The organism is Micromonospora cabrerizensis (assembly GCF_022230955.1).
Classification (GTDB): domain Bacteria; phylum Actinomycetota; class Actinomycetes; order Mycobacteriales; family Micromonosporaceae; genus Micromonospora; species Micromonospora cabrerizensis.
The window spans coordinates 116,075-139,755 of record NZ_JAKKFI010000046.1 but is presented as its reverse complement, the minus strand read 5'-3'; the positions used below and the strand labels follow the sequence as shown (position 1 = coordinate 139,755).

Annotated in this window: 25 protein-coding genes; 20 read left to right on the top strand and 5 right to left on the bottom strand. The window is 70.8% G+C overall.

Going from position 1 to position 23,681, the window contains the following annotated elements; all coding sequences use genetic code 11:
* Nucleotides 1–71: 71 nt before the first annotated feature.
* The 14 genes from LADH09A_RS06560 to LADH09A_RS06495 all read left to right on the top strand — a co-directional run bounded on the left by LADH09A_RS06560 (nt 72) and on the right by LADH09A_RS06495 (nt 12,967).
* Nucleotides 72–947 carry an alpha/beta fold hydrolase gene (locus LADH09A_RS06560; RefSeq protein ID WP_238643944.1) on the top strand — a complete coding sequence of 292 codons (876 nt, stop codon included), beginning with the start codon at nt 72–74 and terminating at the stop codon, nt 945–947.
* Between the two features lie 437 nt (nt 948–1,384).
* Nucleotides 1,385–1,609 carry a hypothetical protein gene (locus LADH09A_RS06555; protein ID WP_238643942.1) on the top strand — a complete coding sequence of 75 codons (225 nt, stop codon included), beginning with the start codon at nt 1,385–1,387 and terminating at the stop codon, nt 1,607–1,609.
* Nucleotides 1,606–2,097 (top strand): SRPBCC family protein, encoded by a 492-nt coding sequence (locus tag LADH09A_RS06550; RefSeq protein ID WP_238643940.1) that lies wholly within the window; start codon nt 1,606–1,608, stop codon nt 2,095–2,097. Before LADH09A_RS06555 ends, LADH09A_RS06550 begins: the two co-directional genes overlap by 4 nt.
* Before the next feature lie 492 nt (nt 2,098–2,589).
* Nucleotides 2,590–3,855 (top strand): beta-ketoacyl-[acyl-carrier-protein] synthase family protein, encoded by a 1,266-nt coding sequence (locus LADH09A_RS06545; RefSeq protein WP_238643938.1) that lies wholly within the window; start codon nt 2,590–2,592, stop codon nt 3,853–3,855.
* Nucleotides 3,852–5,096 (top strand): ketosynthase chain-length factor, encoded by a 1,245-nt coding sequence (locus LADH09A_RS06540; RefSeq protein WP_238643936.1) that lies wholly within the window; start codon nt 3,852–3,854, stop codon nt 5,094–5,096. The genes LADH09A_RS06545 and LADH09A_RS06540 overlap by 4 nt, the downstream gene beginning before the upstream one ends.
* A gap of 37 nt (nt 5,097–5,133) precedes the next feature.
* Nucleotides 5,134–5,388, top strand: coding sequence for an acyl carrier protein (locus tag LADH09A_RS06535; RefSeq protein WP_238643934.1), 255 nt, complete (start codon nt 5,134–5,136; stop codon nt 5,386–5,388).
* Nucleotides 5,389–5,454: 66 nt separating this feature from the next.
* Entirely contained in the window at nt 5,455–6,429 is a 975-nt protein-coding gene (locus LADH09A_RS06530; RefSeq protein ID WP_238643932.1) for an aromatase/cyclase, read from the top strand.
* Complete coding sequence (locus LADH09A_RS06525) at nt 6,426–7,364, top strand: MBL fold metallo-hydrolase (protein ID WP_238643930.1); 939 nt, start codon at nt 6,426–6,428, stop codon at nt 7,362–7,364. Before LADH09A_RS06530 ends, LADH09A_RS06525 begins: the two co-directional genes overlap by 4 nt.
* A gap of 539 nt (nt 7,365–7,903) precedes the next feature.
* Nucleotides 7,904–8,668 carry an AfsR/SARP family transcriptional regulator gene (locus LADH09A_RS06520; protein ID WP_238643928.1) on the top strand — a complete coding sequence of 255 codons (765 nt, stop codon included), beginning with the start codon at nt 7,904–7,906 and terminating at the stop codon, nt 8,666–8,668.
* A gap of 113 nt (nt 8,669–8,781) precedes the next feature.
* Nucleotides 8,782–9,915, top strand: coding sequence for an acyl-CoA dehydrogenase family protein (locus LADH09A_RS06515; protein WP_308194482.1), 1,134 nt, complete (start codon nt 8,782–8,784; stop codon nt 9,913–9,915).
* A gap of 29 nt (nt 9,916–9,944) precedes the next feature.
* On the top strand, nt 9,945–10,301 hold the full coding sequence (locus tag LADH09A_RS06510) for an antibiotic biosynthesis monooxygenase family protein (protein ID WP_238643926.1): 357 nt from the start codon (nt 9,945–9,947) through the stop codon (nt 10,299–10,301).
* Between the two features lie 117 nt (nt 10,302–10,418).
* Nucleotides 10,419–11,093 (top strand): hypothetical protein, encoded by a 675-nt coding sequence (locus LADH09A_RS06505; protein ID WP_238643925.1) that lies wholly within the window; start codon nt 10,419–10,421, stop codon nt 11,091–11,093.
* Nucleotides 11,094–11,180: 87 nt separating this feature from the next.
* Nucleotides 11,181–11,909: an SDR family NAD(P)-dependent oxidoreductase gene (locus tag LADH09A_RS06500; RefSeq protein WP_238643924.1), complete on the top strand. Its 729-nt coding sequence runs from the start codon at nt 11,181–11,183 to the stop codon at nt 11,907–11,909.
* A gap of 20 nt (nt 11,910–11,929) precedes the next feature.
* Nucleotides 11,930–12,967 carry an LLM class flavin-dependent oxidoreductase gene (locus LADH09A_RS06495; RefSeq protein ID WP_238643923.1) on the top strand — a complete coding sequence of 346 codons (1,038 nt, stop codon included), beginning with the start codon at nt 11,930–11,932 and terminating at the stop codon, nt 12,965–12,967.
* Between the two features lie 91 nt (nt 12,968–13,058).
* On the opposite strand, the gene LADH09A_RS06490 is transcribed toward LADH09A_RS06495, so the two are convergent.
* Nucleotides 13,059–13,592, bottom strand: a complete 534-nt coding sequence (locus LADH09A_RS06490) for a flavin reductase family protein (RefSeq protein WP_238643922.1) — start codon at nt 13,590–13,592, stop codon at nt 13,059–13,061.
* A gap of 181 nt (nt 13,593–13,773) precedes the next feature.
* Here LADH09A_RS06490 and LADH09A_RS06485 point away from each other — a divergent pair, with 181 nt between their 5' ends.
* Nucleotides 13,774–15,513, top strand: a complete 1,740-nt coding sequence (locus LADH09A_RS06485; RefSeq protein WP_238643920.1) for an acetyl-CoA carboxylase carboxyltransferase subunit alpha — start codon at nt 13,774–13,776, stop codon at nt 15,511–15,513.
* Between the two features lie 46 nt (nt 15,514–15,559).
* Nucleotides 15,560–16,927: an acetyl-CoA carboxylase biotin carboxylase subunit gene (locus tag LADH09A_RS06480; protein ID WP_238643918.1), complete on the top strand. Its 1,368-nt coding sequence runs from the start codon at nt 15,560–15,562 to the stop codon at nt 16,925–16,927.
* A gap of 96 nt (nt 16,928–17,023) precedes the next feature.
* Here the strand turns inward: LADH09A_RS06480 and LADH09A_RS06475 are convergent, their stop codons facing one another.
* Nucleotides 17,024–17,452, bottom strand: a complete 429-nt coding sequence (locus LADH09A_RS06475; protein ID WP_238643917.1) for a nuclear transport factor 2 family protein — start codon at nt 17,450–17,452, stop codon at nt 17,024–17,026.
* 241 nt (nt 17,453–17,693) lie between these two features.
* Here LADH09A_RS06475 and LADH09A_RS06470 point away from each other — a divergent pair, with 241 nt between their 5' ends.
* Nucleotides 17,694–18,476, top strand: coding sequence for a 3-oxoacyl-ACP reductase (locus LADH09A_RS06470; RefSeq protein ID WP_238643916.1), 783 nt, complete (start codon nt 17,694–17,696; stop codon nt 18,474–18,476).
* Between the two features lie 43 nt (nt 18,477–18,519).
* Nucleotides 18,520–19,032: an acetyl-CoA carboxylase biotin carboxyl carrier protein gene (locus tag LADH09A_RS06465; protein ID WP_238643914.1), complete on the top strand. Its 513-nt coding sequence runs from the start codon at nt 18,520–18,522 to the stop codon at nt 19,030–19,032.
* Between the two features lie 58 nt (nt 19,033–19,090).
* Here LADH09A_RS06465 and LADH09A_RS06460 read toward each other — a convergent pair whose 3' ends face one another.
* The 3 genes from LADH09A_RS06460 to LADH09A_RS06450 form a co-directional block, all read right to left on the bottom strand.
* Nucleotides 19,091–19,723 (bottom strand): DsbA family oxidoreductase, encoded by a 633-nt coding sequence (locus LADH09A_RS06460; protein ID WP_238643912.1) that lies wholly within the window; start codon nt 19,721–19,723, stop codon nt 19,091–19,093.
* 25 nt (nt 19,724–19,748) lie between these two features.
* Entirely contained in the window at nt 19,749–20,174 is a 426-nt protein-coding gene (locus LADH09A_RS06455) for a DUF6069 family protein (protein ID WP_238643910.1), read from the bottom strand.
* Between the two features lie 68 nt (nt 20,175–20,242).
* A complete protein-coding gene (locus tag LADH09A_RS06450; protein ID WP_274529100.1) occupies nt 20,243–20,758 on the bottom strand; it encodes a MarR family winged helix-turn-helix transcriptional regulator in 516 nt (171 codons plus the stop codon).
* 120 nt (nt 20,759–20,878) lie between these two features.
* Between LADH09A_RS06450 and LADH09A_RS06445 the strand changes: the two genes are divergently transcribed.
* Both LADH09A_RS06445 and LADH09A_RS06440 read left to right on the top strand, forming a co-directional pair.
* Nucleotides 20,879–22,633, top strand: coding sequence for an MFS transporter (locus LADH09A_RS06445; protein WP_238643908.1), 1,755 nt, complete (start codon nt 20,879–20,881; stop codon nt 22,631–22,633).
* Between the two features lie 74 nt (nt 22,634–22,707).
* The gene (locus tag LADH09A_RS06440) at nt 22,708–23,622 is read left to right on the top strand and encodes an NADP-dependent oxidoreductase (protein WP_238643906.1); all 915 of its coding nucleotides are present in this window, start codon (nt 22,708–22,710) and stop codon (nt 23,620–23,622) included.
* The last annotated feature ends 59 nt before the right edge of the window (nt 23,623–23,681 follow it).

Here is a 23,681-nt window from a genome sequence, read left to right as displayed (position 1 = left end):
CACGATGGGCATGGTTGCTGTTCGACAGGCGGCGATCGACCCCTCGCCGTCCGCGGTGAAAGGAGGACGCGATGCAGGCGATCCAGAAGGTCCGCCACCGACAGGCCGACATCAACGGCCTGGAGGTGTTCTTCCGTGAGGCCGGGCGGATCGGGCAGCCCACCGTACTGCTGCTGCACGGCTTCCCGAGTTCGTCGCACACCTTCCGCGAGGTCATGCCCACACTGGCCGACGTCGCACACGTGATCGCACCCGATCTTCCCGGCTTCGGCATGTCCTCGTCACCGAGCATCGACGAGTACGACTACACCTTCGAGAACCTCTCGTGGGCGATCGAGCACCTACTCGACCAGCTCGGGGTCGAGCGCTTCTTCGTCTACCTGCACGACTTCGGAGCACCGGTGGGTTACCACCTAGCCACCCGAGCCCCGAATCGCATCCGCGGCCTTATCGTGCAGAGCGGCAACGCGCACGAGGAGGGCCTCGGTGAGCAGTGGGACGACGCAAAGGCGTACTGGGCCGACCCGACCGAGCGCCAGCGCGCCAAACTGCCGGACTGGTTGACCTTCTCCGGGACCCGCGACCAGTACCTCGCCGGCCTACCCGAGGGCGTGCGCACCCTGCAGCCACCAGAATCGTGGCACCTCGACTGGGAGCGCATGCAACGACCCGGCAACATCGACGCCCAGTTCGCGCTGTTCAACGACTACGCCAACCACGTCGCCCGCTTCGATGAGCTGGCCGACTACCACGGCGCGCACCAGCCACCAGCGCTTGTGCTCTGGGGACGGCACGACGCGTTCTTCGACGTCAAGGAGGTCCTTGCCTACCACCGCGCTCTCGATCGGATGGACGCGCACCTCTACGACGGCGGACACTTCCTGTTGGAGACACACGCGGCCGAATGCGCCGAACTCATGCGAACGTTCGTGCTCGACAACGCCTGAGCTGCCGCCACACCCTAAGCAGACCGACGGCTGTCGCGACAGACTCGCCCTGGCGAAACCGTCAAGGGCGGGGGAGGACCCAGGCGGGCAGCATGGCCTGTGCAGGCGTCAGCGTCGCCCTTACGGATCGTGACTCGCCTGCCCGGATCGCGGCTCGCGCCCGGGCACGTCCGCCTGGTCGGCGGCCTGTCCGCGCCGCTGGCTGACGTCGTCGCCCGGCCGACGTCATCCTCGACACCGCCGACTCGCTCCCGGTGGAAGTGATCACGGTCCACGACAACACCGACGACCGGCTGATCGCGCCCCAGGAGTGACCCCAAGTCGAGCCCCGCCGTCTGCGCGGACGAGCTGGGCAGATGCGGAGGTGTTCGGCAGATCAGCGAGTTCCTGCTGGTCGTGTGCCCGAGTGGTGAGGGGGGCCCTACGGTGCCGGTGGTGTGGGCTGGGACCTGCGTCTCCTCACACCGGCCCGGTTCCTGACCGACGGCGAGGCCCTCGATCACGAGGAGTTCCCGACCTCGCCCGTGGGCCGCGAGTTCGCCAGGCGTAGCGCTGTGGCCTGGGGCGAAGCTAACCTGGCTGCCGGCGGCGATCCGGATCACGTGGCGGCCGCGGTCGAGGCCAGCACCGCGTTCCACGTCCCCGGAGGAAGCCAGCGATGAAGTACACCACCTCGATCGAGATAGACCTGCCCCGCGAGAAGGTGGTCCAGCTGATCTCCGACCCGGCGCAGATGCCAAAGTGGCTGCGGGGCCTGGTGCTGCACGAGCCGATGAACGGAGTGCACGGCCAGGTCGGGACCACCTCGCGAGTCGTGTTCCAGACGGGGAAGCAGAGGATGGAAGCCACCGAGACCATCACCCGCGTGGATCCCGCAGACCTGCACGCCATCCCGAGCTCGGTCGTCGTGCACTACGACCGCGAGATCGTCGGCGAGGGCATGTGGCAGGCCCAACGCGACCGGATCATCGAAGCCGGGCCGAACACGACTCTGTGGGAGAGCGAGAGTGAGTTCCGGTTCGACGGGCTCCTGATGCGGCTGGTGGCGCTGCTCATGCCTGGCTCGTTCCGCAGACAGTCGCGGCAACACATGCAGGACTTCAAAGCGTTCGTTGAACAGGGAACGGACGTGCGCCAAGGGCCGAACTGACCTGTCACCGGCAGCGACAGGAACCCCAACGACGATGGGCCGGTTCTTAAAGCCCCCTTCATGCGTTCAGACGCGTCTGCCTACCTGAATACGCTGACCACGGCTGATGCGACGAAGCGGAAAGGCGACCGGCCCGGCGGTATTCGGTTGCCCGCGCCCCATTCGCCAGATCGTCGGCCGGGGTGGGGAGGATCATCGACGGTCCTGCCCGGTACCGGTGTCTCACATAGAGCTCGTGGTTGCGGAGGTTGCTGGCCGCGCCAGCGCCACACCGGCTGCACGACGGCTGGACCGCGGACCCACCAATCTTCGAGTGCGGTTCGAGCGCCGTTGCGGAGGCTGACCACGTCGCCGGGCGGCAACCCCCGGCGGCCGTCGTCCGTGCACGTCCGGCGAAGGGAACGCACCGGTGATGCATCGCCCAGTCAGTCCGCCGACTCCAGGTCCAGCCGCCCCGCCCCGGGCCGGCCGGATCACCTCGGGAGCCCGCTCGTGAGCCGCCGGGTGGTCATCACCGGTATCGGCGTCCGTGCTCCCGGCGGACGCGGCACCAAGGAGTTCTGGGACCTGCTCTGCTCGGGTCGTTCGGCGACCCGCACGATCTCGTTCTTCGACGCCTCCCCGTTCCGGTCCCGAGTCGCCGGTGAGTGCGACTTCGACGCGGAGCTGGAGGGGCTCAGTCCCCGCCAGATCCGTCGGATGGACCGGGCCACCCAGTTCGCCGTGGTCTGCGCGCGGGAGGCGGTGGAGAACAGCGGCCTCGACCTGGCGGTGACCGACCCGCACCGGATCGGGGTGAGCCTGGGCAGCGCCGTTGCCGCCGCGACCAGCCTGGAACGGGAGTACCTGGTGCTCTCCGACAGCGGGCGCCGGTGGTTGGTCGACCGGGAGTATCTGTCGCCGCACATGTTCGATTACCTCATCCCCAGTGTGATGCCGGCGGAGGTGGCCTGGACGGTCGGCGCCGAGGGCCCGGTCACCATGGTCTCGGACGGCTGCACCTCCGGCCTCGACGCGGTCAGCTACGCCAGTGACCTGATCCGTGAGGGCACCCTCGACGTGGCGCTCACCGGTGCGTCCGACACACCGATCACCCCAATCGTGGTGTCCTGCTTCGACGCGATCAAGGCCACCACGACGCTCAACGACGAGCCCGAGCGGGCGTCCCGGCCGTTCGACGGCACCCGCAACGGGTTCGTCCTCGCCGAGGGGGCGGCGATGTTCGTGCTGGAGGAGTACGAGCACGCCCGGCGTCGTGGCGCGCACGTCTACGCCGAGATCACCGGCTACGCCACCCGCTGCAACGCGTACCACATGACCGGTCTGAAGCGGGACGGACGGGAGATGGCCGAGGCGATCCGGGCCGCGCTGGACGAATCCCGGTTGGACCCGACGGCGGTGGACTACGTCAACGCCCACGGCTCCGGCACCCTGCAGAACGACCGGCACGAGACCGCGGCGTTCAAGCGCAGCCTCGGCGATCACGCGTACCGGGTGCCGGTCAGCTCGATCAAGTCCATGGTGGGCCACTCGCTCGGGGCTATCGGCTCGATCGAGATCGCCGCCTGCGCGCTGGCGATCGAGCACGGCGTGGTGCCACCCACCGCCAACCTGCGGACCCCCGACCCGGAGTGCGACCTCGACTATGTCCCGCTCACCGCGCGGGAGCAGCGACTGGACACCGTGCTCAGCGTCGGCAGCGGGTTCGGCGGCTTCCAGAGCGCGATGGTGCTGAGGTCGGCGGGGGCGACGGTATGAGTGAGCCCGTCTACGTCACCGGCATCGGGGTGGTCGCCCCGAACGGGCTCGGCGTCAAGGAGTTCTGGTCCGGCACGCTGGAGGGCCGCAGCGGCATCGCGCCGCTCACCCGGTTCGACTCCACCGGCTATCCGGCGCGCCTCGCCGGGCAGATCCTCGACTTCGACGCGGCCGAGCACCTGCCGAACCGGCTGCTGCCGCAGACCGACGTGTCCACCCGGCTGGCCATCACCGCGGCCGACTGGGCGCTGCGCGACGCGGCTGTCGACCAGGCTGCGATGTCCGACTACGACATGGGCGTGATCACGTCGAACGCCTCGGGCGGTTTCCAGTTCACCCATGGGGAGTTCCGCAAGCTGTGGTCCCAGGGGCCGCAGTTCGTCAGTGTCTACGAGTCGTTCGCCTGGTTCTACGCGGTCAACACCGGCCAGATCTCCATCCGGCACGGGATGCGCGGGCCGGGCGCGGTGCTGGTCGCCGAGCAGGCGGGTGGCCTGGATGCCCTCGGTCACGCCCGACGTACCGCCCGGCGTGGCACAGCCCTGGTGGTCAGTGGGGGCGTCGACTCCTCCTTCGACCCGTGGGGCTGGCTGTCACACCTGTCCAGCGGGCGGGTCAGCGCGGTGCCCGACCCGGACCGGGCGTACCTGCCGTTCGACACCGCGGCCAGCGGCTACCTGCCGGGGGAAGGCGGCGCCATCCTCGTCGTCGAGCGCGCCGACGCCGTCGCCCGGCGGCAGGCGCCGCAGGTGTACGGCGAGATCGCCGGATACGCCGCCACCTTCGACCCGCCCGAAGGCAGTGATCGGCCGCCCGGGTTGCGGCGGGCTGTGGAACTCGCGCTCGGTGACGCCCGTCTTCGGCCAGAGGACGTGGACGTGGTGTTCGCCGACGCGGCGGGGCTGCCCGAGTTGGACCGGGCCGAGGCCGACGCGATCCGGGAGATCTTCGGTCCGGGTCGGGTCCCGGTCACCGCGCCGAAGACGCTGACCGGTCGGCTCTACTCCGGCGGTGGCCCGTTGGACGTCGTCGCGGCCCTGCTGTCGATTCGGGACGGGGTGATTCCACCGACCTGGAACACGACGGACGTGTCGGACGACCACGGCATCGACCTGGTGCTCGGGGAGCCCCGCAACCGTCCGGTCTCCGTCGCACTGGTCCTGGCGCGGGGCCGCTGGGGTTTCAACGCGGCGATGGTCCTGCGGGGGATCGCCGGCGGAGCGGACTCCGTCCGCGTCTGATCTGCACGTGCACGACGTGACCTTTGAGGAGAGAACCATGTCCGTCATGACCCTCGACGACCTGCGCCGGATTCTGGTCGAGTGCGCTGGCGAGGACGACTCGACCGCCGTAGCGGGCGACATCGCCGATGTCTCCTTCGAAGAACTCGGCTACGACTCGCTCGCCCTGATGGAGACGACCGCGCGGATCGAGCAGCGGTTCGGGGTGCGCCTCCCGGACGACGAGGTCCTGGGGTTGACGACGCCCGGTGCCGTGCTCGACGCGGTGAACAAGGCCGCAGCCGGCGTCTGAGCTGCCGCGTGGGCCGGCCGGCGGCCGGCCCACGCACCCCACCGATCGAACGGGAGTTGCCCAGCCATGAGCGGTCCGAAGCCGTACACCACCGAGCACAGCTCCGTCGTCCCCGGCCCTCCCGACCTCGTCTACGAACTGGTGGCCGCCGTCCGTCGCTGGCCCGCGGTGTTCGGGCCGACCGTGCACGTCGAGCACCTCGGCCACCAGGGGCGCCAGGAGCGGTTCCAGATCTGGGCGCTGGTCAACGGGGAGGTGAAGACATGGACATCGCGCCGGGTGCTGGAGCCCGACGCTGGCCGGATCCGGTTCGAGCAGGAACGCAGTCAGCCACCGGTGGCGTCGATGGGCGGTGAGTGGCTGTTCCGGTCGCTGCCCGGCGAGCGGACCGAGGTGGTGCTGCGGCACCACTTCACCGCGGTCGACGACGATCCCGCGGCGGTCGCCTGGGTCCGGGAGGCCCTGCACCGCAACAGTCCCGCGGAGCTCGGGGCGCTGGCCCGCATCGCCGAACTGGGCGAGCCGCTCGAGGACCTGGTGTTCTCGTTCGAGGACACCGTCGAGATCCCGGGCGCTGTGGCCGACGTCTACGAGTTCATCGATCGGGCGGACCGCTGGGCGGAGCGGTTGCCGCACGTGCGGCGCGTCGCGCTGATCGAGGAGGTGCCGGGCATCCAGACCCTGGAGATGGAGACGGTCACTGCGGAGGGGGCCACGCACACCACCCGCTCGGTCCGGGTGTGTCAGGCGCTGGAGCTGATCGCCTACAAGCAGCTCGTACCTCCGACGTTGCTGCTCGGGCACAGTGGCACCTGGTCGTTCACCGACCGGGCCGGCGACGCCGTCGTGACCGCCCGCCACACCGTGGCGATGAACCCGGGCGCGGTGACCGAGACGCTCGGCGCCGGGAGCAGCCTGGCCGACGCCAGGGCGTACGTCCGGTCGGCGCTGGGCGGCAACAGCCGCGCCACGCTTGCCCGGGCCGGCGAGTTCGCCGCCGCCCGCAGGGCAGGGCGAACGACCGAGGCCTCCGCCCGGTGAGCGCCTCCTCCCGGACGGCCCGCCCACCAGCGTCGACGGTCCGGCTGGTGGAGGTCGCCGACGGCGTCCACGCCTTCACCCAGCCCAACGGCGGGTGGTGTCTCAACAACGCGGGGATCCTGGTGGGTGGCGACGGGGTGCTGGTGGTGGACACGGTGGCCACCGAGGCGCGGGCGGTGCGACTGCGGGAAGCGGTCGACCGGCTCGGCGCTGGCCCTGGCCGCATCCTGGTCAACACCCACCACCACGGGGACCACACGTTCGGCAATTTCGCCTTCGGCCCCACCGCGACGATCGTCGCCCATGAGCAGGCCCGGACGGAGATGGCGGCGACCGGTATGGCCCTGACCGGCCTCTGGCCGGACGTGGCGTGGGGCGACGTCCGGGTCGTCCTGCCTCAGCTCACGTTCCGCGACGCCGTCACCGTGCACCAGGGCGACCGGCGGGTGGAACTCATCCACGTCGGTCCGGCGCACACCACGAACGATGTCGTCGCCTGGCTGCCCGAGGAGCGGGTGCTGTTCGCGGGTGACGTGGTGCTGGCCGGCTGTACGCCGTTCAACCTGATGGGATCGATCGAGGGTGCGCTCCGGGCGGTGGCGCGGTTGCGCCGGCTCGATCCGGTGACGGTGGTATGCGGGCACGGCCCGGTCACCGGGCCGGAGGTGTTCGACCGAACCGAGGCGTACCTGCGGTGGATCGGGGAGGTGGCGGCCGCCGGGTTCGCCGCCGGGCTGACTCCGCTCGAGGTGGCCCGGGACAGCGATCTGGGTGAGTTCGCCGACCTGCTCGACGCCGAGCGGATGGTGGGTAACCTCCACCGGGCGTACGACGAACTTCGCGGTGGAGAAATCGGTCGTCCACTGGATATCTCATCCGTTTTCGCGGAAATGGTGGATTTCAACGGGGGGTCGCTCCCGGACTGCTGGGCCTGATCAGACGCACCGGGTTGGCGGTGGGAACGCGCTGTCGTTTCCACCGCCATCGCCGCATTCCGCGCATGGCGATTTTGCTGCGGTGGGGAATGTTTCGCATCGATGAATTCTCGCGCACAAGGAATAACGCGGCACCTGGCTCTGGGCGAAAGCGTTTGCGACTTCTGTCGGATAGTGCGACGCGTCGACGGACATGGACCTTTGGGTAGGCATTTTCGCAGCTCATCGCGGCTTTGCCGCGAGAGTGGCCCAGGTCACTGTCCCCGCCTGAGGTGGGTGGCCGAGTATGCTCGGCCTGGATTGCAATTCGTGTCCGGCGACCAACGGAATGTCCATAGTCCGATAGTCCGTCGTCATTGTGTGGAGCGGTTGATACAACTGCTCTCGGGGGGCACGACGTCGTGCGCCTGGCGACCGGCCCAGGCGTGACAGTGTCCGGCATGAACCGTCGGTGAATAACAGTCAGTACGGGGGGAACAGTGCGTTTCAAGCTGCTCGGTCCACTGGAAATCGTCGCGGACAGCGGAAGGGCCTGCACATTGAGCACGCCAAAGGTGTGCCAGGTCCTGGCCCTGCTGCTCATCCGACCCAACGAAATCGTCAGCGTGAGTTCGCTCGTCGAGGAGTTGTGGGCGGACGCCCCACCTCGGAGCGCGGTCACCACGCTGCAGACGTACGTCTACCACGCGCGCCGCATCTTCGCCCGGCAGGAGTTGGTGCCTCAGGGCCGCACGCTGCTCGTCACCCGACCGCCGGGTTACCTTATCGACGTCGCCGAGGACGAGGTCGACGCAGCGGTCTTCGTCCGGCTCACGAAGCAGGGACGGAGCCTGCTCGACGAGGGCCGGCTGGAGGAGGCGTCCCGGGTGCTGCGCGAGGCGATCGACCTGTGGGGCGGTGCCGCGCTGGCGAACGTCACCGCCGGCACGGTCCTGCGAGGTCAGATCACCCACCTCGAAGAATTCAAGATCAGGGCCATCGAGCTGCGGATGGAGGCCGAGCAGCGGCTCGGGCGCTACCGCGAGCTGATCCCGGAGCTGCGCGCGTTGGTCAGCGCGTACCCGCTCAACGAGTGGTTCCACGCCCAGCTCATCACGGCACTGAACCGCTCCGGTCGGCGGGCCGAGGCGTTGCAGGCGTACCACGACCTGCGGCGCATCCTCGACGAGGAACTCGGGGTCCTGCCCACGCCGGAGATCCAGCAGATGCAGTTCGAGCTGCTCAACGTCGGGCAGTTGCCCACACCCGGACGGCGCCCCGGTGGGCCGCTCGGTGCCCGGTCCCACGTCCGCGTCGCCTCGTGACCTGGCACGCACCTCGTCGGCCCTCGGGCCGAGCTGACGTCGAGTTCTTCTCGAGCACCTCCTGAGAACGTGACCGGCAATGACAGCCGTGCGTGGCCCGAGGAGGCACAGAGGTGCGCGAACAGATGTCCAACCAGACCGGTCTGCTGGAGGCTGCCGGCCAGGTCGCCGATCTGGCCGGCAAGCGTGCCGGCGAGGCGGAAGCCGATCGGCAACTGCATCCCGAGGTGGTCCGGGCCGTCATCGAGGCGGGCTTCGCCCGTCACTTCGTACCGTCGCGGTGGGGCGGCAACGCGGGGACCTTCACCGAGGTGACCCGCGGTGTCGCGGTGATCGGCGAGAGCTGCGCCTCCACCGCCTGGTACGCGTCGCTGACCGCGAGTCTCGGCCGGATGGCGGCCTACCTGCCCGCCCCCGGCCAGGAGGAGCTGTGGCGGGACGGTCCGGATCCACTGATCGTCGGCGCTCTGATGCCACTCGGCGAGGCCAGGAGGGTGCCCGGGGGTTGGCGGCTGAGCGGGCGGTGGCCGTTCGTCAGCGCGGTGCAGTATTCCGAGTGGGCACTAATCTGTGCCATGGCGGAGACCGACGAATCGCCCGAGGCCCGGTTCTTCGCCGTGCCCCGCTCCGCGTACACCACTGTGGACACGTGGTTCAACCTGGGAATGCGGGCGACGGGGAGCAACACCCTCGTGCTGGACGGCGTCGTCGTGCCGGCCGAGCGGTCCTTCACCCGCGAGGCGGTGGCACGGGGGCGGGCCGTCGACGCGGACGCGCCCTGCCACCGGGTGCCACTCAAGGCCGCCAACGGCCTGGCGTTCGCGGTGCCGGTGCTGGGCGCGGCCGAGGGCGCCCTGAAGCTCTGGACGTCGTGGATCGCCGAGAAACTGCGGACCAGCGTGGCCAACGGCATCAGCGGCGGCCCGACGTATGACGGCACCCTGGCCCGCAGCGCCGGTGAGATCGACGCCGCCCGGCTGCTGCTCGACCGGGTCGCCGCGGTGGCCGATGGCGGCGCGGTCACCGCGCTGGAGACAGCCCGCAACAGCCGCGACTGCGCGCTCGCCGTCGACCTGCTGGTCTCGGCCGTGGATCGACTCTTCCGCGGCGCCGGCACCCGGGCTCAGGCCGACGGTAACGGCCTCCAGCGGGCCTGGCGTGACGTCAACGCCGCCGCCAGCCATGTCGTGCTCCAGTTCGAACCCGCCGCTGCGGCGTACGCCGCACAGACCCTGCGCCGCGACTGATTCCGCAAACCCGTCCGAGGAGGGACGCCATGGTCGACACCGACCGGCCCGAGGCCGGCTTCATCGCCATCGTCACGCTGCGTACCGACGGCCCCGAGACCCAGCGCCAGTTGCTCGACCTGCTGGCCCGCGACGTCGAGGAATGGGTCCGACACTGCCCCGGGTTCATCTCGGCCAACTACCACTTCAGCATCGACGGCACCCGCTTCGTCAACTACGCCCAGTGGACCAGCGAGGAGGCGTACCGCGAGTCCTTCAAGAGCAACCCGCGCGCCGGGGCGCTGCGCCAGACGCTGACCGGCATGACGGGGGTGCAAGGGCCGGAGATGGTCGCCTACACCCTGCGGCGCAGCATCCCCGCCGCCGAGGTCACCAACCGGACCTGACCCCGAGAGTCCAGTGTGGATGCGGTGTCGAGTGAGGCTCGATCCGCGGTTGGCACGGTTCACCTGCCGCCCGACGGACCACGCCGGTCCCGTCGGGGGCACCACTAGGAAAGGACGATGATGACCACTGGTATGACCTGGACCGGTCGCCTGCTCGCCACCGCGACGCTCGCCGTCGTGGGACTTGCGGTGCCCGCCACGGCGGGCGCCGCCACCGGCCGGAGTGCGACGGGCACGGCCACGACCACGCCCCTCGTCACCACCGCGACTCCGGTCAACTACAGCTGCTACGTCACCTACCCCGGCGGCTCGACGAACGTGCCGTTCGCTCTGACCTTCACCTCGACCGCACCGGAGCGGGTCGGCGCGTACCGGCCGTTCAGCGTGACCCTCGACCCGCAGCAGTGGACGCCAGACCCGACGTTCAACCAGGACGTCCGCAACGTCACGGTCAAGTACCGGCTGCCGGCGAACGCCTGGTACCTCTGGCACCAGCTCTCCGGTGGGCTCAACCTCGGATCGACCCCGCCGCAGGTGAAGGTCGACTCCGTGGCCCGGACGCTGACCCTGACCGTGGCCGGGCCGCTGCTTGCCAGCGTGCCGTTCGATCTGCCCACCGTCACGGTCTACCTGCTGTCCGGCCCGAGCGGGGTGGCCCAGACCGCCACCGGTGGCACGAGCCTGACCGACCCGTCCTGGAGCTGGGTGCGCACCGACCTGGAGGGCGTGCAGCGACCCTTCGACTGCAACCCGGCCGCGCCGGTGGTGTTCAGCAGCACCACCGTCGGCTGACCTCACAGCGATGGTCCGCGGCGCGGGTGCCGGTGGTGATCCGGCGCCCGCGCCGCGGCCGGTCAGGGATAGCGAAGGGAGCACGACATGACAGACAAGCGTGTCGCGGTGGTGACCGGGTCGTCCTCCGGCATCGGCGCGGCGGTCGCCCGCCGGCTGGCCGCCGAGGGAATTCGGGTGGTGGTCAACTCGGTCCGGTCGCGGGAGGCGGGCGAGGAGCTCGCCGCCGCGCTGCCGGAGGCCCGGTACGTCGCCGCCGACGTCGCCGACCCGGTCCAGGCCGCCCGCCTGATCGAGACGGCGGTCGAGACGTACGGCCGGCTGGACATTCTGGTCAACAACGCGGGACGGACCCGCTTCATCCCGCACCAGGACCTGGCCGCGGTGACGCCGGAGGTCTGGCGGGAGATCCTCGACCTCAACCTCGTCGGCACCTGGCAGACGACGGTGGCGGCGATGCCGCACCTGAGCGCCTCTGGTGCCGGGTGCGTCGTCAACATCTCGTCGGTGGCCGGCAGCCGGCCCGCCGGCAGTTCAATCCCGTATGCGGTCAGCAAGGCCGCCGTGGAACACCTCACCCGCCTGTTGGCGAACGTCTCCGGACCGCAGGTCCGGGTGAACGCCGTCGCCCCGGGCCTGATCGAGACGCCATGGACGGCGTCCTTCACCGAGATCGCGGAGAAGGTGCGGCAGAGCACCCCGCTGCGTCGCGTCGGTGTCCCGGGGGACGTCGCCGAGGCGGTCGCCGGCGTTATCGCCGCGACCTACATGACCGGGCAGGTCGTGCTGGTGGACGGCGGAGCCCACCTCATCTGAGACGCCGTAAGGAGACGCCGATGAAGCTGGCCGTGAATCTGGTCTACCAGGACGCGGCGGTGCTCGCCCAGGCCGCCGAGGAACTGGGCTACACGATCGCCCTCGCACCCGAGGGGTACCGCTCCGACGCCGCGAGCGTGCTGGGCCTGGTGGCGGGGCGCACCGAGCGGATCGGGCTGGCGTCGGGGGTGATGCAGATCCCCGCCCGTACGCCGGGCCTGGCGGCGCTGACCGCCGCGACCCTCGACGCCATCAGCGGCGGCCGTTTCCGGCTGGGCCTCGGGGTGTCCAACCCGGAAGTCTCCGACGGGTGGTACGGGGTCCCGTTCGACCATCCTCTGCAACGCACCCGCGAGTACGTGGAGATCGTCCGCGCGGCGCTGCGCGGCGGGCCGGTGCGGTACGACGGGCGGCACTTCCGCCTGCCCCGGGACGGGGCCGGGAGCGCCCCGCTGCACGTTTTGACCGAGCCGGTGCGCGCGGACCTGCCGATCTACCTCGCTGCGGTCGGTCCGCGCAATCTGCGGCTGGCCGGTGAGATCGCCGACGGGTGGGTCGGTGTCTTCACCACACCCGAGCTGACCGCCCGGGCGGTCGCGCAGTTACGTGACGGGCGGGCGCGTGTCGGTCGCACCCTGGACGGCTTCGAGACGATGCCCTGCCTGCCGACGGCCATCATGGACGACACCACCGCGGCGGTCGACCTGGTCCGTGGGCAGTACGCGTACCTGCTCGGCATCGGCGACCCGGACCGGAACTTCTACGTCTCGCTGGCCCGGCAGATGGGGTTCGACGGTGCCGTGGAGAAGGTCCACGAGCTGGTCCGTAGCGGTGATCGCGCCGGGGCGGCCGCCGCGGTGCCGTTCGACTTCGTCTGCGCGACGGCGCTGGTCGGTCCGGTGGACCGGGTGGCCGCACGGATGCGGGAGTACGCGGAGGCGGGGGTGACCACGCTCGGGGTGATGGTGTCGGCCGCGGCGACCGACACCGACGGTCGGCTGGCGCTGCTTCGGCTGGCCGCCCAGGCACTGCGGCTCTCCGGCGTGGGCGAGGACTGACAGCCCACGACGAAGGGGGGCCGGGCCTGCGGGCCGGGCCCCCTTTCGGTGGCGAGTGTTCGGGCGACCGGTGCCGGCCGGTGCCGCCCGATCAGCCGGGCGGCACCGGGCCGACCGCACCGAAGGCGCGGTCGACGTAGAGCGCCGGGCTCCGGTTCTCCGCCATCCGCGCCGAGTGCACCAGACCGACCAGGATGACGTGGTCGCCGGCGTCGTGTTGCTGGTGCAGGTCGCACTCGATCACCGCCACCGCGCCGTCGACCACGGTCAGCCCGTTGGTGGTCCGGACGAACCGGCCCTGGGCGAACTTGTCCTCGCGCTTGCTGGCGAAGCGGCGGGCCAGCTCGGTGTGGTGTGCCTGCAGGATGCTGACCGCGAACTGCTTGCAACCCTCGAAGACCGGGAACGAACGGGCCGTCCGGGACAGGCAGACGAGGATCATGGGCGGCTCCAGCGAAACGGAACAGAACGAGTTCGCGGTGAAGCCGTACGGGGTGTCCTCGGGGCCCTGGGTCGTCACGATCGTGACACCGGTGGGGAAGGACGCCATCGCGGCTCGGAAGGCGTCGGGGTCCAGTGGTTCCCGACGGGTGTCATCCAGCTCGGACGGATCCGCTGAGATCATCTCGTTCCTCTGCTTCCGGTCGGTGGCGTCGAACGTCCCGACCTCACGCTGGCTGTCGATGCTCGAGCCCGGGTCGAGTCGGGCTGGGGTGCGCCGGCACCAGCGAACCTCGGTCGCCGCTCGAGCGGTCCCGGGCAGATTGCTCCTCGCCAGCGAATAGCCCGCCGGGGGGAGTGGACCGATGACGCAGATCGTGGACCGGGTCGTGGACGAGCCGGCGTGGGTGCTCTGCCCCGGTTGCACCACCCCGGTGTACGGCAAGCGGTGGCTGCGCAACCTCAGCGTCTGCCCCGAGTGCGGCCGGTACACCGCGCTGACCGCGGTCGAGCGGTTGACGCAGCTCGTCGACGGCGGCCGCTACGAGCGGCTCGACCTGGTGGCGCGCAGCGAGGACCCGTTGCAGTTCGTCGACACCGTGCCGTATCCGGCGCGCCTGGCGGAGGCCCGGGCCCGGACCGGCCTGGACGAGGCGGTGCTCTGCGCGCGCGGGGCCGTCGAGGGCGTCCCGGTGGTCCTGGCGGTGATGGACTTCCACTTCATGGGCGGCAGCCTGGGCAGCGCGGTGGGCGAGCTGATCACACTGGCCGCGGAGGTCGCGCTGGCCGGTCGTACGCCATTGGTCATCGTCTCCGCCTCCGGCGGCGCCCGGATGCAGGAGGGCGTGCTCTCGCTCATGCAGATGGCGAAGACCGCCGCCGCGCTGGCGCAGCTCGACGAGGCGGGACTGCTCACGGTCTCCCTGATCACCGACCCCACCTTCGGCGGTGTCGCGGCGTCCTTCGCCACACTCTGCGACGTCATCCTGGCCGAGCCCGGCGCTCGGCTCGGTTTCGCCGGTCGGCGGGTCATCGAGCAGACCATCCGGCAGCAGTTGCCGGCCGAGTTCCAGACCGCGGAGTTCCTGCTCGACCGTGGTGTCGTCGACCGGATCGTGCCCCGGCCCCGGCTCCGCGCCGAACTCGGCCGGCTGCTGCGCGCCGCCACCACCGGCACCGACCCGGCCACCGGTGAGGGCCCGTCCTCCGGCGACGGCCGGCCCGACCCGGGCACCGACGTGCTGGTGCGCGACCTTGGCCGGCTGCCCGAGGTCGACCCGTGGGAGCAGGTCCGCCGGGCCCGCGACCTGACCCGTCCGACCACGCTCGACTACCTCGCGACGGCCTTCGTCGACTTTCAGGAGCTGCACGGGGACCGGATCTCCGGCGACTGTCCCTCGGTGGTCGGCGGAACGGCGATGCTCGACGGGCGTCCGGTCGTGGTGATCGGCCAGCAGAAGGGCCACACCGCGGCAGAGCTGTCGCAGCGCAACTTCGGCATGCCGATGCCATCCGGCTACCGCAAGGCTGCCCGGCTGATGCGGCTGGCCGAGAAACTTCGGCTGCCGGTGGTGACGCTGGTCGACACGCCCGGCGCCTACCCCGGTGCGGACGCCGAGGAGCAGGGCCAGGCCGTGGCCATCGCCGAGAATCTGCGGCTGATGGCCACGCTGACCGTGCCGGTGGTCACCGTGATCATCGGGGAGGGGGGCAGCGGAGGCGCGCTGGCGTTGGCGGTCGCCAACCGGGTGCTGGCCTTCACCTCCGCCGTCTACTCGGTGATCTCGCCGGAAGGCTGCGCGGCGATCCTCTGGAAGGACCCGGCAGCCGCGCCCCGCGCGGCCGCGGCGCTGCGTGTCGGCGCACGGGACCTGCTTCGGCTGGGCGTCGTGGACGCGGTGATGGTCGAACCGGACGGCGGCACCGGGGCCGACCCGCTGGCCGCCGCGGAAGCCCTGCGCCGGGCCCTGGCCGGCAGTCTGCGTGAGCTGCGGGAGCTGACCGGGCCGCAGCTGCGGGCCGACCGCAGGGCCCGGTTCCGCCAGTACGGCTCGGCGCTGACCGTCGAGTCCGAGCTGCGCACCATGAGCCAGCCACGCCGGTGAACACCTTGCGCGTACGCCGTCCGCGCCCCGCCGTCGAAGGAGAGTCGTGTTCCGTACGATCCTGATCGCCAACCGGGGCGAGATCGCGCTCCGGGTTGCCCGCGCCTGCCGGGAGATGGGCATTCGCACGGTCGCCGTGCACTCGACGCAGGACCGCGACTCGGCGGTCGTGCGGTACGCGGACGAGGCGGTGCAGATCGGTCCGCCGCCACCCCGGCAGAGCTACCTCTGCGCCGCCGCGATCCTGGAGGCGGCCCGCCGCACCGGCGCGGACGCCATCCACCCCGGGTACGGCTTCCTTTCCGAGGATCCCGACTTCGCGGAGGCGTGCGCCATGGAAGGGATCGTCCTGATCGGTCCGCCCTCGGCGGTGATGGCGAAACTGGGGGACAAGGGCTCCGCGCGGGCAATCATGGCCGCCGCCGGCCTGCCACTGCTGCCGGGCAGCCTCGACCCGCTCGGGCCCGAGGCCGCCCACCAGCTCGCCGACGAGATCGGCTACCCGGTGATCATCAAGGCTGTCGCCGGAGGTGGGGGGCGCGGGATGCAGGTGGTGTCCCGTTCCGAGGACTTCCCGGACGCCCACCGTGGGACGCGGGCCACGGCCCAGATGCTCTTCGGTGACGGCCGGGTGTACGTGGAGAAGTACCTGCGTAGCGCCCGGCACGTCGAGATCCAGGTGCTCTGCGATGCGTACGGCGCCGCGATCCACCTCGGCGAGCGCGACTGCAGCGTGCAGCGCCGGCACCAGAAGCTCGTCGAGGAAACCCCGTCGCCGCGGATGCCGGAGGGCCTCGCCGAGCGGATGGGCGCCGCAGCCGTCGCGGGCGCGTCGGAGGTCGGGTACGTCGGCGCGGGCACCTTCGAGTTCCTGGTCGACCCGGATGGCCGGTACTACTTCATGGAGGTCAACTGCCGGATCCAGGTGGAGCATCCGGTCACCGAGATGGTCACCGGTGTGGACCTGGTGCAGGAACAGCTCCGGGTGGCGGCCGGCGAGCGACTGACCCTGACCCAGCGGGACGTCCAGCCCCGCGGCGTGGCGATCGAGTGCCGGCTCAACGCGGAGGACCCGGACGCCGGATTCGCACCGACCCCCGGGCTGATCGAGGAGTTCGTCGTGCCCGCCGGGCCGTTCGTCCGGGTGGACACTCACGTGTACGCCGGCTACGTCGTGCCGCCGAACTACGACTCGCTGTTGGCCAAGCTGATCGTCTGGGCGCCGGACCGGGACCGGGCCATCGCCCGGATGCTGCGTGCGCTTGACGAGTGCCGGGTGACCGGCCCCCGGATGAGCACCACCCGCGACTTCCTCCGGGAGGTCGTCGACCATCCGACCTTTCGGGCGGCGGAGCACAACACCGCCCTCGTCGACGACCTCTTCGCCGCCGGGCGGGTGACGGCCGACCGGTAGACCCGGGTACTCGGCGCGGTGTCTGTCCGACAGCCCCTCGAACGGAACGCGGCGCGGCAGGGGTGGACCCTGCCGCGCCGGAGGCCGATGCACAGGTCACGGCACGAGGTCGTGGTCCACCTTCCGGGACCGGGTGAGCAGCGCGCCGTGCTCCCGGACCAGGACGTCGTGGACCACGCAGCTGGGTGCGATGGTCACGTTGCGGCCGGGTCGGGTGGTGACCACCAGGGCGTAGTAGGTGGCCGCGATGGCGCCGTCGTCGAGCGGGTCCAGTTTCAGCATGTTGAACCAGTGCCGACGGACCACCGGGTCGTCGGCGAAGCGCTGGTGGAACCGGTTCAGTTCGGCGACGATGCCGGCCCGGGTACGGGCCGGTGGCTGCTGCGGGGTGTGGGTGAACTCGCCGTCCTCGGTGAACGTCGCCGCGTACTCCTCGAACGCGCCGCCGTCGAGCAGGTGCATCTGTCGTGCGTAGAAGTGCTGGACCTCGACGTACAGGTCGGTGAGGGACTCGGTACCGATCATCGCGCTCCTCAGGGAAAAGACTGGGCGGCCGGTCCAGGTCGCCCTCCGGGCCACCGGTGCAGACGCCGCCGTGGCCCTGCCGACCACTTCGTCCACCGTGCCCCGCCGGCCTCGAACTGGCCTCGAGAACGCGGCGAGCGCCCCTGGTCGGGGGAGTGTTCCAGACCGGTTCGACGCGGCCTCGAGCCCGCTGCGCCACCGTCACAGTGTCCTGTCGTACGAGATGGTCAGTGGAGGAACCGTGGAGGGTAACCAGCCGGTCGCGATCGTGACCGGGGCGACCAGTGGCATCGGTCTGTCGATCACCAGGCGGTTGGCCGCCGGCGGACACCGTGTCTTCATCTGCTCCCGTCACGACGAGGAGCTGTCGGCGACGATCAAGGCGCTCCGCGACGAGGGCTTCGAGGTGGACGGCCAGAGCTGTGACGTCTCGGTGCCGGACGACATCCGCCGGTTCGTCACGGCGGCCGTGGCCCGCTACGGGCCGGTCGACGTGTTGGTCAACAACGCCGGCCGCAGCGGCGGAGGGGCCACCGCCGAGATCACCGACGAACTCTGGTTCGACGTGATCAACACCAATCTGAACAGTGTCTTCCTGATGACCAAGGAGGCGCTCAAGGTTGGGGGCATGCTCGAGAGGGGGCGTGGTCGAATCATCAACATCGCCTCCACCGGCGGTAAGCAGGGCGTGGTGCACGCGGCGCCGTACTCGGCCTCGAAGCACGGCGTGGTCGGCCTCACCAAGGCGCTCGGCCTGGAGCTGGCCCGCGCCGGCATCACGGTGAACGCGGTCTGCCCGGGCTTTGTGGAGACGCCGATGGCCGAGCGGGTGAGGGCGCACTACGCGGACATCTGGGGAGTCTCCGAAGAGGAGACCCATGATCGGATCACCGCCCGAGTCCCGCTCGGCCGCTACGTCCAGCCCGACGAGGTCGCCGCGATGGTCGACTACCTGGTCGGCGACAGCGCCGCGGCGGTCACGGCCCAGGCGCTCAACGTCTGCGGCGGCCTGGGTAACTACTGACCGCCGTGGTTCCTCGATCCCCCGCCGAGCAGGAAGGCTGGCAATGAGCCCAGACACCGCCGCCGCAGGCAACGGCACCGATCGGACGTCGCCCGAACTCCCGGCTGCCCTGGACGCCGTACGGCGCAACGCCCTGCAATTTCTTGCCGACCTGCCTCGGCAGCCCTCCGCGCTGCGGATCCGGGCCGGTGAGCTGACGCTGGAGGCGGAGTGGTCGACGGCCGAGCCGGCCGTCGCTGCGGCACGGCCGACTCCCGTCGAGTCGGTGGCCGCCACGACGGCGGCCGGGGCCGTCGCGGACTCCGGGCAGCACTTCGTCCGTGCCCCCACGGTCGGTGTGTTCTACCAGGCCCCGGAGCCCGGGGCGAAGCCGTTCGTCACCGAGGGCGACATCGTCTCGCCCGGCGAGCAGGTGGGCATCGTCGAGGCGATGAAATTGATGATCCCGGTCAACGCGGACGTGCACGGCACGGTGGTGGCGCTGCTGTGCGAGGACGGTGCCGGCGTCGAGTACGACGAACGCCTGATTGCCCTGGCACCACTCGACGCCGGGTGAGCAGGTTCCGCGGAGCGGGGCCAGCCGGATTCTCGTTGTCCGGCCGGCCCCGCCGCCGTCAGGACGGGGTCGCAGAAACCTTCGCCCGGCGGAACAGCGCCAGATACTCCTCAACGTCGACCGCTCCGGCGACGTGCTGCCGGCGCTCGACCAACACGGTCGGCACGGCGGCCACCCCTTCGGTGCGGGCCTCCGCGTGCACCTCGGCGGCGTACCGGTCGCTGTCGAGGACCTGCCGGGCCGTCGCTGCGTCGAGCCCGACCTCGTCGGCGAGCCCGACGAGCACCTCACGGTCGGCGACGTTGACGTTCTCGGTGAGGTGGGCGCGGAAGAGGCGCTCGGTCATCTCGTCGCGCCGTCCGTGCGCGCCAGCGAAGTGGGTCAGCCGGTGCGCGTCGAACGAGCTGACCGGGCGGACGGTGTCGAGGTTGAGCTCCAGCCCCTCCTGGGCGCCCAGGCTGCGGATCCAGCCGAAGAGCTTGGTCACCTCGGTCTCGGTCCGGCCCCGCCAGCGCACCATTCCCTCGCCGAGCGTGATGTCCGGCGTCCGGACGTGGCCGGGCCGCAGTTCGTAGCTGCGCCAGGTGATCCCGACCCGGGGGTCGCCCAGCTGGGCCAGTGCCTTCTCCAACCGCCGCTTTCCGATGTAGCACCAGGGGCACATGATGTCGGACCAGACCTCGACGAGCATCCTCGTCCTCCTCTCCCTCGGCCCGTCAGACCGGCCGAGCCGCGGTCCGGCGCAGGCCGAGGATGAGCACGGCAGCCAGTGCGGTGTGCATGAGCACGATGATCACCCGGTCCATCACCCGAAAGCCGGGCAGGTAGGGCAACGTCGCCAGGTAGAGCAGGACGGCTGCCACCGTCCAGATGGTCAAGGCCTTGGGGGTGAAGCGCTCCAGCACCGTCAGGAAGGCCAGGCCGGCGAAGCAGGCGATGGTGGCTGCCCCGACCATCTCGCCGAACTCCATCGGACGCGAGACGCTCGAGCCGGGGGTTTCCGGCACCCGCAGCTCGTAACCGCCGACGGTGACGAAGAGGAGGTAGACGAGGGCGGCGGCGAGGACCGCCGAGACGGTGAGGAGGGCCCGGACGCCGAGGCGACCGAGAGCCGGGCGGACGTCTTCCGTGGTCGTGGCCATGTTCTGCTCCCTTTGCTGTCGTTGAGGACGACGGCTCCGGCGGCGCGCCCCAGTCGGGACGTCGTGGGTCAGCCCTCGCCGGGGCCGTCGGTGGCCGGTGCGTCCGGGACGTTCCAGGACAGCTCCAGCTCGTTGATGTACCTGACGTGCTCGGCCTGGAACTCCCGGCCGGAGGTGATGAAGCCTTCGATGAGCTCGAGTTCGTCGGTGGAGTACTTCTCGAAGTTGCGGAGCGACCACTGCACCACCGGCCCGTACAACTGGGTGCTGATGTGGTCGGCCAGCCCGGTGAGGCGGACGACCACCCGCCGCCGGTCGGTCGGGTCCTTGACCCGCTCGACCAGCCCGCGTTCGGTGAGCCGGTCGACCACTGTGGTCAGCGCGTTGGGGCTGATCCCGCACGCCTGGGCCAACGCGGTCGCGGTCATCGGTCCTTCGCTCAGTGCGTCCAGGCAACGCCCGTCGGTGCGGTTGATGCCGATCTTGTGGAAGGCGGTGTCGTCGAGCAGATCGGTCTGCAGACGGGCAGCTCGCCACGCGCGCATCAGGCCGAAGACCACCTCGTCCCGCGTTCGTCTTGACATGATTACTCCGACTCCAGAATACTTCGCTTTTAGAAGGTATCGAGTTTCGAACTTTTTGGCTACTGTTTCCCGGCCGACGGCGGACCGGCGGCTCGGATCCACCCTCACGGACGGGGCGACATGACCGACAACGTGGTCCTCGCGCCGCAGCCGACGACGGCCGGCGGAGCCTACCGGTGGCGGTGGCTGGCCTTCGCCGTGGTCCTGCTGGCCTCGATCATGAACCTGCTCGACACCCTGGTCACCAACATCGCCGCCCCGTCGATCCGCGCCGACCTGGGCGGTGGCCCGGCGCTGATCCAGTGGCTCGGTGCCGGCTACACGCTGGCCCTGGCGGCCGGCCTGATCACCGGCGGTCGCCTCGGCGACCTCTACGGGCGCAAACCGGTGTTCCTGGTCGGTGCGGTCGGTTTCACGATGGCCTCTCTGCTCTGCGCCGTCGCCGCGTCGCCGGGAATGCTCATCGGTTCCCGGGTGGCCCAGGGCCTCTTCGGTGCGGTGATGCTCCCGCAGGGGCTCGGCGTGATCCGCTCGGTCTTCCCGCCCCGCGAGTTGGCCACCGCGTTCGGTGTCTTCGGCCCGGCCATGGGTCTCGCCTCGGTCGCCGGTCCCGTGCTGGCCGGCGGCCTGATCGGCGCGGACCTGTGGGGCACCGGCTGGCGGATGATCTTCCTGATCAATCTGCCGCTCGGGCTGTTCGCCGTCGTGGCGGGAGCCCGCTTCCTGCCCGGCGGCCGGGAGTCCGCCGCCCGCCGCCTCGACCTGCCCGGCGCGGTGCTGGCCGCAGTCGCCGCCCTGCTGCTGGTCTATCCCGTGGTGCAGGGGCGTGAGCTCGGCTGGCCGGCCTGGATCTTCCTGCTCATCGCGCTGGCACTGGTGCTCTTCGTTGGCTTCGCCCGGTTCGAGGCCGGCGTCCAGCGACGCGGCGGCGACCCGCTCATCGTGCCCACCCTCTTCGGCAACCGTGCCTTCACCGGTGGCCTGGCGACCGGGCTGGCCATCTTCACCTCCATGGTGGGCTTCGCCCTGGTGTTCGCCGTCTTCCTCCAGGCCGGTCTCGGCTTCTCACCGCTCAAGGCCGGGCTCACCGTCCTGCCCCAGGCGCTGGGGAGCCTGGTCGGCTTCGCGGCCGCGGCGGTCGGGCTGACCCAACGGATGGGACGCCGGTCGCTGCAACTGGGCACCGTGCTGATGATCTGCGGAGTGCTCGGGGTTTTCATGGTGCTCCGTGTCGAGGGCGCAGACGTGTCACCGTGGCACTTCGCGCCCGTGCTGCTGATCTACGGCGCCGGCCTGGGTCTGTTCCTCTCCCCGTTCTTCGACATCGTGCTGGCCGGAGTGCGCCCCGCCGAGTACGGCTCGGCATCGGGGACGTTGAATGCCATGCAACAGCTCGGCGGCGCCATCGGCGCGGCGGTGCTGGGCACGGTGTTCTTCAGCCTGCTCGGCGGTCAGGTCACGCAGGCCGTCGACGCCGACGCGGCCGGCCTCAGGTCCCGGCTGGCAGCCGTCGGCGTGGCCGCACCCGAGCAGCAACGCATCGTCGACGGGCTGCGCGCCTGCGCCCGAGAAAGCGCCGACGCAACCCACCCCGAAGCCGCTCCCGCCGCCTGCCGCCGGCTCGGTGAGGACGTCGCCCGGGCCGCCGACGCGTCCACCGACGGTGCCAGGGTGACCGCGGTCGTCGGCGAGGCCGGGCGGGACGCCACGCACGGCGGCTTCGCTGCCGCACTGCGCGCCACCATCTGGGCCGCCGTCGGGCTGCTGGCCACTGCGTTCGCGCTGACCTTCCTGCTTCCGCCGTACGCGCGGCGGCAGCAGCCAGCCTGGGCGGGTGACGGCCCGGCCGGGCAGGAGACGAAATCCGCGAGTTGACTGGCGGCCCTGCGCGACCCTCGATAGATGTCCACCGTCGACACCGGCGCCCGACGCCGGCGGAAGGAAACCAGATGGCCAAGATCGTGGTGTTCAACGAGTACGGCGGCCCGGAGGTGCTCCACCTCATCGACGTGCCGGATCCGGTGGCCGGGCCCGGGCAGGTGCGGATCCGGGTGAAGGCCGCCGGGGTGCAGCCGTTCGACTGCGCGACCCGACGCGGCGACTTCGCCGCGTACAACCCGCTGACCTTCCCGGTCCGGCTCGGCAACGAGGTCGCCGGCGTCGTGGACCAGGTCGGTGAGGGCGTCAGCGGCTTCGCCGACGGCGACGAGGTGATCGCCTACCTGACCATGGAGGGGTACGCCGACACCGTCGTGGTCCCCGCCGACCAGGTGGGTCACAAGCCCGCGAAGATGTCGTGGGCCGAGGCGGGGGTGCTGACCGCCTCCGGCCAGACCGCGTACACCGCTCTGGACGAGTTGCGTGTCGGGCCTGATGACACGCTGCTGATCCACGCCGCCGCCGGTGGCGTGGGCTCGTTCGCGGTGCAGCTCGCGCAGGCCCGTGGCGCCCAGGTGATCGGCACCGCCAGCGAGCGCAACCACGACTACCTGCGCTCGCTCGGAGCGACCCCGGTCACCTACGGGCCGGGGCTCGCCGACCGGGTCCGGGCGGCGGCGCCGGAGGGGGTGGACGCGGTGCTCGACGCGGTCGGCGGCGAAGCGCTCGACGTCTCCGTCGAGCTGCTCGGCAGCACGGAGCGGATCGTCACGATCGCGGACTGGGCGCGATCGGCCCAGTTGGGCATCCGTCGCGTGGGCACCGAGCGGTCGGTGCAGAAGCTCGATGACCTGACCCGCCTGTACTCCGAGGGCAAGCTGGTCATCGAGGTCGCCAGCACCGTGCCGCTCGGGCAGGCCGCCGAGGCGCACCGCCAGGTCGAGACCGGCCACGTGCGGGGCAAGGTGGCACTGATCGCCGACTGACCAGTCGCCGTCACGACGCAGCTCCGGGCGGTCGCCGCCCGGAGCTGCGTCGTACCCGT